This window comes from Litoribacterium kuwaitense, assembly GCF_011058155.1.
GTDB classification, from domain to species: domain Bacteria; phylum Bacillota; class Bacilli; order Bacillales; family DSM-28697; genus Litoribacterium; species Litoribacterium kuwaitense.
Genome location: NZ_JAALFC010000010.1, coordinates 23,908 through 35,581 on the forward strand (window position 1 = coordinate 23,908; position 11,674 = coordinate 35,581).

Here is an 11,674-nt window from a genome sequence, read left to right on the forward strand (position 1 = left end):
CTTAAGGCGCTTTCTTTATTTTAGTGACGTGACTGTGTTCGCTTGTCCAAGAAATTGCTCTACCTCTTTACGCGTCTTTAAGTGAATGACCCGTTTTTGCGTTTTAATTCTGCTAATTTCCTTAAGATGTCCGGCCGCTTTTGCTTCCGATAGTTCCATACCCAAGAAACAAACCTTAGATCAAGCTTCTCATCGCAGCCCTCTCCCATATCAGGTCGAGACTTTCGGTGATATGTGATACGTCGTTTAACAATCCGATATAAGCAAAGCCAGCGAGGAAGGTCGAGAAAAATGATCGTATCACAGGGCTGCATCCGCATGTCCATTGTACTTGCAAAATTCCCGTCCATAATCCAACGCTCTTTTTCAGCTTCAAGCCGAATCCTCTCTTTAAATACCTCTCGCTCTTTCGGCGTCCAGCCCGGTTCCCAAAAATTGCGTCGAGATGAATCACCGGTAAGCTCATCTTATTCCCAAACGCTCTTGAAAATGTTGATTTCCCAGCACCTTCAGAGCCAATAATGATGACTTTTTGCACACTCACGCTTCCTTTCATTAGTTAATTAAAGTGAAAGAATCATCACTACAAAGGACAGCAGGCATGACATTGATTGGTGGAGAGAATACCAGTCGTTTATTCACACGGTCTAACACCTTCCACAGCGTTTAAAACCATCGTCATCGACCGCGCCTCATCAGTGACCCAAGCCTGATACTCTTTTTCTGCTTGTGCCCGTATGTCTTCTGTAAGAAATCCATCTAAAACCATCTGTTTTCCTCGGGTCGCGGCAACGCTTGTCCAAATATTCATGCGCACTGCAAACCCAGCTTCACACCTTCGAACGTCTTTGTTGTCATTGCCCCAGTTTCACAACCTGCATCCAAGACGTGCATATCGGGAAGCAACCATTCTGCTAGTCGGCGATGGGAAGTTGACAGTGTACGGTAAAAATTTGTTTCAAACCTTCAGGCATCTGTGCCCGGCGAACCGCTTTCGTTTCTTTCATTAAACCTCTCCTCCAGCAATCACGGTTTATCATTGTCACCTTCGTCGCGTTTTCAATATTTTCCTTTAATATAAGAAACCTGACGTTCGTTGTCTACGCCAGGTTTCTTATATTTTAAAAGATAAGCAAGGCGACGATCGTTGAAATAACAAGTCCAGTGATCACGGGAATAAAGCTTTTTCGCACAAGCTCCATGACATGTACTTGCGCAAACCCTGCCACCGCTACGAGCGATGACCAAGCAATTAATGTGCCTCCTCCGACCCAAATCGAGCCCATTTGACCAATCGCACCAAGTGTTTCGGCATCGACCCCTACATTCGACCCAAGTGCGCCCGATAAAGCACCGACAAGAGGTAATCCTGAGAATCCCGAGCCATCGAGCCCAGTCACCATTCCAATGATGAGAATGCCAAACCCAGCTAAAAATGCATTTCGGGGATATATTGCTGCCCGGCTTGCACGAGGTCAAATAGAAAGGTAGGAGCCGCTCGCTCAGCGCCAATGGCTAGAATGGTGCCTGCCTGTTCGCCGCCGATAAAGAAAAATCCAGCAATCGGAATGACTGGCCCCATCGCTTTAAAGGCAAACACAAACCCTTTAACGAGATGCTCACTTACTTGCTTGAGCGTCGTTTTCCATTCGTGGCTGGCCGTCCCTCCAATGAGCAGCAAGATTGCCGCACCGCCGATCAACGCCGCGCCATCGCCCCCTTCAATCGATACACCCCAATTTGAGAATTTCGCGACCGACATGTAGGCGACAATAATGATAAACGTTAGCGGAACGAGGACAGCAAAAACGCCACCTGCTGTACTCACATTTTTTTCACGTGCTGTTACTGCTTTACTTCCCTCTTCTCGCGACGGTGATTTAATCGAACCCCTGAGCATCATGTAGACAAGAACGAGTGCTATTCCTCCTGTAATTACAGAAAGCACCATCGCTCTTTCCGTCAGCAGTGTGATGTTCGCGTCTGCCGCCGTTGCGGTCAATGTAGGCGCAATTTGAATAATATAATCTGAAGAAAGCGCCATGCCCTGACCCGCAAGCGCAATCGCGACCCCTGTACCTACTGGTGGCAGCCCAGCGCGGACAGCGACAGGAATTAACAGTGCCCCAACGAGTGGAACTGCTGGCGTTGGCCAAAAAACAGGGAAATGGCGTACGTCACGAAAACTAAAATCCAAAAAGACCAGTGTCCGTTAATCATCACTTTTTGAAAAGGGACAATCATTCGTTCATCAGAGCCCATTGCTTTCAATGCCTGTAACAAAGCGGTCATAATCGCAATAATTAAAAAGATATTAAAGAGCTCTCCAGCCGCAATTAAACTCGCATTGAAAATGGTTTGCAGCCCATCCACGAATGAGCCCATATATGACCAACCTACAAAAAAGGTCATCAGAACCGCCGGAACTACAACATTCTGACGGCAGAACATCGTCATTATGATGACGAACGTACCAAGCAAATACATCCAATGGGACAGTGTCAGCTCCATATCGCTTGCCCCTTCCATATAAAATAGCACAGCTCGCTATTACTATATGTCGAGTGGCAGGCGGGTGTGTAACGGAGCTAACCTGATCTTACACACCTTCTTTATGCTTCTTCAGCAAAAGCCCAGCCCAATTGTGTCTCAAGCAAATGCAACGGTGCATCAGACTCGCCTTCAAGACGTTCGCCAAGATGAATTAACGATTGAGAGCGTGCATAAAACAAGGCTCGATCTACCAGCCCCGAATCAACGGGTTGGCGATAATGTAAAAGAACCTTTTCGACAAACGAACGCCCAAGCCAAATCGCTAACCCGCTAAAATCACGAGCTGGATCACTTAAGCAAATGTCGGCCCAATCGATGAGCGCAAGAAGCTTAGTGCGCGTTTGATTCAATAGCAAATGCTCCCCCTTGATATCACCGTGCACAACAACAGGAGTAAGAGGAGATTTGACAGGAATGTTAATATTTCCTTCCAGAAACGGTCGCCACGCCTCAGAAAATTGCGGATGATCGTACAGAATTGAGCGATATTGAGCAAGTCGGCTGAGCTGCTTTTCTGCGCCCGGCAACGGTTCAAAAGGCAGATTGCCATTCAACACATTAGTGCAATGAACATAAGAGAGAAGCTCACCAAGCTGCGCGGCAATCTCGTCCCATGCTTCTTCAGGCGGACGACACCTTTCGCCCGACAATCCCTTTACAAAAAGCTGACAGCTCCAGCTCCCCTCAGAAAGCCTTTCTACATTTGCCGTGAGTAACCGCGGCACCAGTGTATGCACTGCTGAGGACAAGAAGTCTGTTTCATTGGCGAGCCGCTGGGCGGTCATTCGATCTTTTGCCACCTTGATGATGCGGTCTTCATTCACAAGAAAGGTTGAAGAATCGCCACCTTCTTCTACAGGAATCATCGAGTGAACATGCTCAGTGAAGGTCCCTTCAATTTCTCTAAACGCCTCTTCTTTTCTATGAAAGCCCTCCCTTAAACGCCATCTTTGCCAGTAAATATCTACGACTCCCAATCATTCCCACGCTAGCTCACGTAAATAAGCAGAAGAAATGCACAAAGGCACATCTCTTCTGCTTCACGTCAAAGCTGATAAATATCGGTATATTTTTTCGTTAAATAGTTAATAATCGGCGCAGCGTCAAGGGAACCACCTGTAATGTCGTAGACTAGCTCCCGCGGTGTTTTCATTTTCCCATATTGATGGACGTTTGTCGTCAACCACTTGCGAATGCGGGAAAAATCCCCGTTTTTAATGACGTCGGTCAAGTCAAAATCACGAGACATCGCTTCAGCAAACTGGGCTGCGTAAATGTAACCTAAGGCGTACGAAGGAAAATATCCGAAGTCCCCTCCCGACCAGTGCACGTCCTGCAGGACACCTTGCGCATCATCCGGCGGTCGAATACCAAGATATTCTTCCATTTTATCGTTCCAGATTGTAGGCAAATCCTTTACTTCGTACGTGCCGTCGAAAATCCCTTTTTCAATTTCGTAACGCACCATAATATGGAGGCAATACGTCAATTCATCAGCCTCAATCCGGATCAGAGAAGGCTTGACTTCATTGATAGCTCGATAAAATTCCTCTTCTGACACATTGTCAAATTGTTCAACAGCATGCGCCTTCAGCTTTTCATAGTGCTCACGCCAAAAAGCCCGATTGCGGCCTACAAAATTTTCCCAGAACAATGACTGTGACTCGTGTATACCGTAAGAAGCACCTGTCGCAAGTGGCGTGCCGACGAGGTCTTCGCTAATGTTTTGTTCGTAAAGGGCATGTCCTCCTTCATGAATCGTACCGAAAACAGCGACACGGAAGTCATTCTCATCATATTTCGTCGTTACGCGGACATCATTTGGATTTAAGCCGATCGCAAAAGGATGAACGGTCGTGTCCAAACGACCAGCAGAAAAGTTGTAGCCCATTCGTTCTAACACGTTTAAACTGAAAGCTTTTTGTTCTTCTTCGGGAAAGGAATGGAACAAGAAATCCGTCTTTGGTGTGTTTGAAGAATGTTGTATGCTTTTTAGCAGCGGCACAATCGCCTCTCGAACTTGTTTGAACACGCGGTCAACGACGTCAACCGTCACTCCTGGCTCAAATTGATCCATTAATCGGTTATAAGGATGCCCTTCATACCCCCATAACTCCAAAAATTCCTTCGTATTGGCAACAAGCTTTTCTAAGTACGGCTGGAATACGGAAAAATCAGCAGATTCCTTCGCGCTTTCCCAAGCACTTTCAGCCTCTGCTCTTAACACAACGTGAGCCCGATACTTTTCCGGAGGAATTTTAGTGGACAGGTCGTACGTTTTCCGGCTTTCATGGACAGCTCTTTTCATTTTTTCAGAGAGGGCAGCTTCGTTTTCAAGGAGCTGATCAGTCAGCTGCTTCATTTCTGCTGACGTTTGTAAACGGAAGGCTTCTTCAGAAAGGCCACCTAGCACTTCAGCCCGTCGCTGCACCCCTTTTTTCGGTGCGCCTGTTCGTAAATCCCAGGCAATTAATCCGATCGCTTCATGATACTGACTTATTTTGTCTACCAGTTCTAAATAGGATTGTTCGACATTCTTTTTTTCTGTCAAACCATGCACCTCCATCCAGTTATTTCTATTATATTATCACTTAGACAAACAGCTTTTTCAAAAATAAAGCGCTTTATTTTACTTCGATTGTTAAATCATCCGTTATACGAAGTTTTTCAGTTGAGTTTCTCGTCAATCCAATGTACGATGAACAGTAGAGTGTTTTGATGAAAAAGTGTGCCCTAACCAACCACTGAACTTATGAAAGGAAAGAAGGGCTTGTTTTGAGCAAAGGATTATATAAAAAGGAACCGTTATGGACGCCCGCATTTACAATGCTCGTGTTGTCCAATTTATTTGTCTTTATGAGCTTTCAAATGCTCATTCCGATTATGCCTCCATATATCGAATCGCTAGGCGCTAGCGGGACAGAAATCGGACTGGTGACGGCCTTGTTTTCCATTGGCGCGATTGTCATCCGGCCATTTATCGGATATCTACTAAGCTTTCAAGGGAGAAAGCATCTTGTTTTAATTGGTTCTTTATCACTATTAGTCATGACGGTCATTTATCCCTTAACAAACATCGTCGTGTTTTTTTTAATCGCACGTTTATTACATGGGCTGGCTTGGGGTTGGTCTACAACGGCAAATGGAACGGCGGCCGTTGATATTACCCCAAATTCACGTCTCGGTGAAGGTATGGGGTATTTTGGGTTATCGGTCACCATAGGGATGATTGTTGCTCCTGGACTAGGCATATTGCTGTATCAAATGTACGACTTTAATGTCAATATCATTGTGTCGCTCGTTCTCGGTGCTTTAGCTTTTATCATGCTTTCCACGATTAAATATCAAACGCCAACAGCCGTTAAAAATACAACGAAGGCAGATGTGCCGTTTAGCTTCACTGGGTCTCTCGTTGAAAAAGCGAGCTGGTATCCGGCGATGATTACATTGTCAGCGACCTTTGCATACGGCACGATCGCTACCTTTATTATGATTTTTGCCGAAGAAAGAGCAATAGAATCGATGTTTCTTTTTTATATGGTGAATGCCGTGATTGCTACTTGTGTTCGTCCGATTACCGGGCGTTGGTTTGACAAGCACGGGCCAAAGGGACTTGTCATTTTTTGTGCAAGTTTTTCTTTTGTCGCCATGTGGGTGCTTTCTATCACAACGTCGTGGGTCGGTGTCGTCATCGTCGGTTTACTTTTCGGTCTAGGCTTTGGTTCATTGTTACCCGCATTGCAAGCTTGGGTGCTCTCAAAATCAACGCCAGAAAGACGCGGTGTCGCGAATGGCATGCATATGTCGTGTATCGACCTTGGCATAGGTGCTAGCAGCCTCGTCTTTGGCATGATCGCCAAGTATGTTCCTACAGGGTCTCTTTTCCAAATGTCCAGCGTGTTCTTCCTTGTCGTCATCTTTTTGACGTGGCGAGCGGACAAGAAGGACCTGCCTGCGCAAATTTCACCAGTCCAAGGAAGAGTGAGTCAATCGGGATAGTTTGCAAATATTTAATAGAAACTAAACGAGAAAGAGGATATGATGTTCAGTTATGAACAGCTATCCTCTTTTCCTTATGTCGCCAATCCTCAGGATCGGTTCAGCTCATTGTCATTTCAGGGCATGTCTAACTAAAACTTAATGAAAGACTGTTTATCGATGTGCATAATACGTTTTTATGAGCGACGGGAGCGAGCATCACACAACATCGTTCAATCAAGTGATACATAGGATGTTCTTGAGCTTCGACTGAGTGTGTAGTTTTACCTTTAGAGGCCAAGTTAGGTAGAATCATAGGTACAAAAGCTTCCTTACTCAAAAACAAAAACCTCAATCATGTTACACTTAATATAAATTACATGAGGAGGCAAAAAAGCGTTGGGTATAAAGACAGCAACTATCCACGAACTCGAATGGGTCAATCAACAATATGAGCAAATAGGTTTTGTACCAAGTCATTTAGAAAATGAAACAATTGCAATAGTTACATTTAAAGGTGCATTTGCAGGCGTAGGCAGAATTGTTTATCTTAACGATAATGAAGCTGAAATTGGCGGTATCTACATACTGAATGAATTTAGAGGACAATCTCTTGCCTCTGAATTAGTTGATCACTTAGTCAAAGAAGCTAAAAGAAGACATTTCAAAGAAGTATATTGTTTACCTTTTGAAGAATTGAAGCCATTTTATATGAAATTTGGTTTTAAAGAAATCGACGATAATAGCAAGCAAATCAACCATGACATGTTAAAGAAGCTTCAATGGTGTTCAGAGAATTACGAAAAAAATGTTTTGTTACTTAAATTTAAATCGTCACAATAAATAAAGTCATTATTGTGCTTACTATAAATGTTGTGCAAGCAAGATCCTTGAAGCTGATTTACCCATTTTATCGCCACAGTAACTTTAAATATTTTATCCTTTGATTATCGTCCTGTTTTACAGTAATTTACCCCTCAACTGCTAAACCTGCCCTCTAATTTAATAGCCTTGTGCCATTAAATGGGCCAATTGCTAAAGATTCTATTAAGGTCTTTCTTTATAACTGCAGAGCCATGGTAACTGTCCGAACTTCCGTTATATATAAGTGGTTGAACTAGTTGTTCGATTTTTTCATCGGTCGGTTTAACTTCGCCCAATGTACCATCAAAAACTGCTTTAGGGGAAAGTGCTAAAATCTTATTAAGTTCCAAATCAGTCGGTTTTCGAATATCCATTAATTGAATCAGTCTCCTTTCAACACCCTTTACCGAAACATCATAATCTATTTTACTAAAGTAGTAGGTTGATACTTTATTAAATACAAGGGCGCGATTCCGAAGTAAGCTACTGGACCAATTTCTTAATTTTAATGTTGAGAAATTGGACTTTTTATATTTATTCTTAGTGCAAAATAACTCCCAAATTGACACCAAGGCGCTCCTTTTTCGCTTTATTATGTTTTTAGAAGATAACAGATCAGTTGTATAACTTACTTAAATGGTTATTCTAGTCGCTTCTTTAATAGTTTAGCTTCATATTCACGAGAATATGATCATTTTGTTACGAAGACATCCACTCAATGACAGGAATCGCCTTCACTTCGACGTTTCCTTCAAGCGCTCGAGTGATCATACAAGATGCCTCCGCTTTGTGCGCAAGACGTTCGATTTTTTGCTCAGCATCACCATCACGCTCTCCCTCCAATTGTATGAGGGGCCGATGTACGATCGCTTTGTATGTAAACACATTGTTTGTGACATCGACAGTCCCGTCGGATTCGAGCGATAGGGAATGGACATGGACATCAGCACGTTCGAGCATGGCAGCAAGTGTAATCATATAGCACGTTGCTGCTGCCCCTAACAGCATTTCATCAGGGTTGGTCCCTGCACCAGGTCCGCCCATACTTTTTGGAATGGATACAGTTGAGTCAAGCTGCCCACAAGAAATCTTTCCCTTACTATTCCTTCCACCTTCCCAATCCGCTTTTAAATGAAAATAATGAATTGCCATCGTTAAGCTTTTCTCCTTTCAGTGTGAAATGAATGATTACAATCACTTCATCTATTAAAGTATATGTTATCATGTCGGTTCCCTAGATTCATAAATTCTATTCCGCTTGAAATGAGAACTATTATCATTTAAAATATGATTGATAATGATTCTCAACAAATTAAAGGACTGATTCATTTGGCTACAATCTTAGTTGCTTACGTCAGCATGTCTGGCAATACAGAAGAAATCGGCGATTTAATTGCTGAAGGCATTCGCCGAACAGATGCTACAGTCGAACAAATACACATTGAAGAAGAGGAATTATCGGCCGATGCCCTTATTAAATACGACGGAATTCTTCTCGGCTCTTACACGTGGGGGCACGGTGATTTACCGTATGAAATGGAGCCATTTTATGATGATATGGTCGAGCTTGACTTATCAAAGACACGGTTTGGCGTATTTGGCTCTTGTGATTCTGCCTACGAAATTTATGGTGGTGCCGTTGACCTCCTTCATGAAAAATTTCTCAAATGCGGAAGCACACCTCTTCTCACACCACTTAAAATTGAACTCGCACCTATGGGAGAAGATATGGAGCTATGCAAGGCCTATGGTGAACGATTTGCGACGCGACTGCTAGCGTCGGTTGTAAAATAAACCGTTCTTTGTTGCCAGAGTTTAAATCGCTTGAAAAATGCTTTCGTTTTACAGTTCACAAGGGCTCTGCTACGATTAGGATATAGAAGTGACTATTTGAGCGAAAGGAGCGAAATATGAGATTAGCTAACAAAAAAGTGATTGCGTTTGTCGATGAAGAGTTTGAAGACTTAGAATTGCATTATCCTGTCTTGCGTCTTCAGGAGGAAGGGGCCACCGTTCATCTCGTCGGACAGGAAGCAGGCAAAACGTACATAGGAAAGTACGGTGTCCCAGCGACCGCAGATTTGGCTTTGGCTGATATTGACGCAGCTGATTACGACGGTGTCCTCGTCCCTGGCGGCTGGGCTCCAGACAAATTAAGACGTTATCCTGAAGTCATTTCTATCGTGCAATCGATGGATGCTGCTGAAAAGCCGATCGGCCACATTTGCCATGCGGGCTGGGTGCTTTCTTCTGCCAATATTTTAAAAGGGCGTAAAGTCACGAGCACCCCTGGTATTAAAGATGACATGACCCACGCTGGTGCGGAGTGGTTTGACGAAGCGGTCGTTGTCGATGGACATATCGTTTCAAGCCGTCGTCCGCCTGATTTGCCGCCTTACGTAAAGGCATTCGCTGATTTGCTCGCCCAGTAATGATCATAAAATAGCAACATAAACAACCGCTCCTCTAAAGTAGCGGTTGTTTTCGTTAGATTTATTGCCTAACGTCTTGTACGCGTTTCTAGCCTCAGTCGTTAGTTCGTAAGGTCGAATCACATTGATCCATTGGCTTCATTGATGACTAACGGCACAAGCTTGCCTTCATTCACATCCACCAATCCGAGGTCGGTGATTTTCAAAGCTGGGCTTACAGGAAGCGAATGGGTACTGATCGACATAATCGGATTGTAATGCTTGTAACCGAGCGCTTCCATCGCTTCGCGTAACTGCGCAACGCTGCCAGCGACTTCGTGAAAAGGTGCTTCAGATAAGATACCGCCGACGGGTAAAGGAAGGAAATGTGAGACTTCGCCATCGACTGCGACACAAAAACCTCCTTGAGCGTCAATGACTGTATTGGCGGCTAGCATCATATCCGCCTTATTTTGTCCGACGACAAGCAGGTTGTGGTTGTCGTGTGAATACGTCGTCGCAATCGCGCCGCGTTTGATCGTGTCGCCGGTGATTAAACCGTGCGCCCGATGTCCATTTTTGCCATAGCGTTCAAACACAGCGACACAGCCATAAGGACTGTCCTCCCATTGCAATTCGCCATGGGCTGCCTCTACGAGAGCGTGCGTTTCCTTCGTAAAAGTCGAGCCATCTTGAACTGTCATGACACGGCAGTTGACGTCGCCTTCCTGTTCAGATTGAATAACAAAGTCATTCTTTGTTAGAGTGTCTAACGTCACTGAATGATAAAATGATTCCGGAAAGGAGCCCGATGTTCCTTGGTGCTCTCGAACGTTTGCATCATCGTACACTTTTTGCCCGTCTTTAAAAGCGTGTCGAATCGAAAATTGGCGCACGTCATCTAATAGCAAGAAGTCTGCTTTCTTCCCAGGAGCAATGCTGCCGCGGTCATTCAAGCGCATGCGGCGCGCAGGCGTATACGTTGCCGCATAAATCGCGTCTTCAGGTGTCATCCCCATCGCCATCGCTTTTTTGACAATATGATTGAGGTGACCTGTTTGTAAAAAGGCATCGGCCATCACGTCGTCTGTCACAAAGCAAAAGTGCTCATTCACTGGCGTATTGATGATATAATCCATCACTTCTTCAGTCATCGACTTCTCTTGAATTTCAATAAACATACCTGCCTTTAGCCGTGCTTCCATACCTTCAGGTGTCTGGTGGGTATGATCCGAATTCGCCCCAGCAAAAATGAACTTCGCTAAATCAACATCCATTAATCGCGGACAATGACCTTCAATGATCAACTGCGGGTGGTTTTCTCTCATATAATCGAGAATTTGATTCGTTTTGCATGCAGGGTCACGAACCACGTCGACATAGTTCATAATTTCTCCAAGACAAATGACGTGTCCACCTTGAATTAAGGCTTCCATATCCTCAATTTCAATAGTCCCGCCAGTCGTCTCCAAAGGGGTCGCCGGCACGGAGCTTGGAATCGCCGTAAAGATATCGGCAACCACATTTTTTTGCGCTTCGACCATCGCGAGAATGCCGTCAAGCCCAAACACGTTCGCCATTTCGTGCGGTTCAGCAACAACGGTCGTCACACCATTTTGAATCAAGCCGTAAGAGAATGTCTCCGGTGTCATCATTGAACTTTCGATATGCAGATGAATATCAACAAGGCCTGGAACGAGCCATTGCCCTTGACCATCAATGATGTCTTGCGCTTCCAGGTCGGCTGGCTCACTTGGGCCGATATACAGAAAACGCCCGTCCCGAATCGCCACATTTGCCGTCTCAAAACGTTTGAAGACGCTGTTATAGACTTGTGCCTGCTTGATAAACAGATCGACTTTCATGTT

12 protein-coding genes and 1 pseudogene are annotated in these 11,674 nt (G+C 44.5%); 4 read left to right on the forward strand and 9 right to left on the reverse strand.

The features are described 5' to 3' along the window. Window positions 1-15: 15 nt before the first annotated feature. The 6 genes and pseudogenes from G4V62_RS20540 to G4V62_RS07810 all read right to left on the reverse strand — a co-directional run bounded on the left by G4V62_RS20540 (window position 16) and on the right by G4V62_RS07810 (window position 5,104). Window positions 16-159 (reverse strand): hypothetical protein, encoded by a 144-nt coding sequence (locus G4V62_RS20540; protein WP_312855456.1) that lies wholly within the window; start codon window positions 157-159, stop codon window positions 16-18. Window positions 160-175: 16 nt separating this feature from the next. Continuing rightward, entirely contained in the window at window positions 176-538 is a 363-nt protein-coding gene (locus G4V62_RS07790) for a P-loop NTPase family protein (protein WP_312855457.1), read from the reverse strand. 96 nt (window positions 539-634) lie between these two features. Then, complete coding sequence (locus G4V62_RS07795) at window positions 635-817, reverse strand: hypothetical protein (RefSeq protein WP_165200937.1); 183 nt, start codon at window positions 815-817, stop codon at window positions 635-637. Between the two features lie 304 nt (window positions 818-1,121). Then, window positions 1,122-2,511 (reverse strand): annotated as a pseudogene (locus G4V62_RS20805) (hypothetical protein). Window positions 2,512-2,612: 101 nt separating this feature from the next. Then, a complete protein-coding gene (locus G4V62_RS07805) occupies window positions 2,613-3,530 on the reverse strand; it encodes a phosphotransferase family protein (protein WP_165200939.1) in 918 nt (305 codons plus the stop codon). A 68-nt stretch (window positions 3,531-3,598) separates the two neighbouring features. Next, window positions 3,599-5,104 (reverse strand): carboxypeptidase M32, encoded by a 1,506-nt coding sequence (locus G4V62_RS07810; protein ID WP_376768298.1) that lies wholly within the window; start codon window positions 5,102-5,104, stop codon window positions 3,599-3,601. Window positions 5,105-5,328: 224 nt separating this feature from the next. Here G4V62_RS07810 and G4V62_RS07815 point away from each other — a divergent pair, with 224 nt between their 5' ends. Beyond that, entirely contained in the window at window positions 5,329-6,552 is a 1,224-nt protein-coding gene (locus G4V62_RS07815) for an MFS transporter (protein WP_246218323.1), read from the forward strand. A gap of 378 nt (window positions 6,553-6,930) precedes the next feature. Next, window positions 6,931-7,374 (forward strand): GNAT family N-acetyltransferase, encoded by a 444-nt coding sequence (locus tag G4V62_RS07820; protein ID WP_165200943.1) that lies wholly within the window; start codon window positions 6,931-6,933, stop codon window positions 7,372-7,374. Window positions 7,375-7,550: 176 nt separating this feature from the next. On the opposite strand, the gene G4V62_RS07825 is transcribed toward G4V62_RS07820, so the two are convergent. Both G4V62_RS07825 and G4V62_RS07830 read right to left on the reverse strand, forming a co-directional pair. Beyond that, window positions 7,551-7,964 carry a hypothetical protein gene (locus G4V62_RS07825; protein WP_165200945.1) on the reverse strand — a complete coding sequence of 138 codons (414 nt, stop codon included), beginning with the start codon at window positions 7,962-7,964 and terminating at the stop codon, window positions 7,551-7,553. Window positions 7,965-8,094: 130 nt separating this feature from the next. Further along, window positions 8,095-8,547, reverse strand: coding sequence for an OsmC family protein (locus G4V62_RS07830; RefSeq protein ID WP_165200947.1), 453 nt, complete (start codon window positions 8,545-8,547; stop codon window positions 8,095-8,097). A 177-nt stretch (window positions 8,548-8,724) separates the two neighbouring features. On the opposite strand from G4V62_RS07830, the gene G4V62_RS07835 reads away from it, so the two are divergent. Further along, a complete protein-coding gene (locus G4V62_RS07835; RefSeq protein WP_246218324.1) occupies window positions 8,725-9,189 on the forward strand; it encodes a flavodoxin in 465 nt (154 codons plus the stop codon). Window positions 9,190-9,305: 116 nt separating this feature from the next. Continuing rightward, entirely contained in the window at window positions 9,306-9,827 is a 522-nt protein-coding gene (locus G4V62_RS07840; protein WP_165200951.1) for a type 1 glutamine amidotransferase domain-containing protein, read from the forward strand. Window positions 9,828-9,946: 119 nt separating this feature from the next. Here G4V62_RS07840 and G4V62_RS07845 read toward each other — a convergent pair whose 3' ends face one another. After that, a complete protein-coding gene (locus G4V62_RS07845; protein ID WP_165200953.1) occupies window positions 9,947-11,671 on the reverse strand; it encodes an adenine deaminase in 1,725 nt (574 codons plus the stop codon). Window positions 11,672-11,674: the final 3 nt, after the last annotated feature.

What these genes read in the sequence shown, in the direction of transcription:
- G4V62_RS07845 (WP_165200953.1), bottom strand. Translation starts at nt 11,671, where the DNA reads ATGAAAGTCGATCTGTTTATCAAGCAGGCACAAGTCTATAACAGCGTC.
- G4V62_RS07840 (WP_165200951.1), top strand. Translation starts at nt 9,306, where the DNA reads ATGAGATTAGCTAACAAAAAAGTGATTGCGTTTGTCGATGAAGAGTTT.
- G4V62_RS07830 (WP_165200947.1), bottom strand. Translation starts at nt 8,547, where the DNA reads ATGGCAATTCATTATTTTCATTTAAAAGCGGATTGGGAAGGTGGAAGG.
- G4V62_RS20540 (WP_312855456.1), bottom strand. Translation starts at nt 159, where the DNA reads ATGGAACTATCGGAAGCAAAAGCGGCCGGACATCTTAAGGAAATTAGC.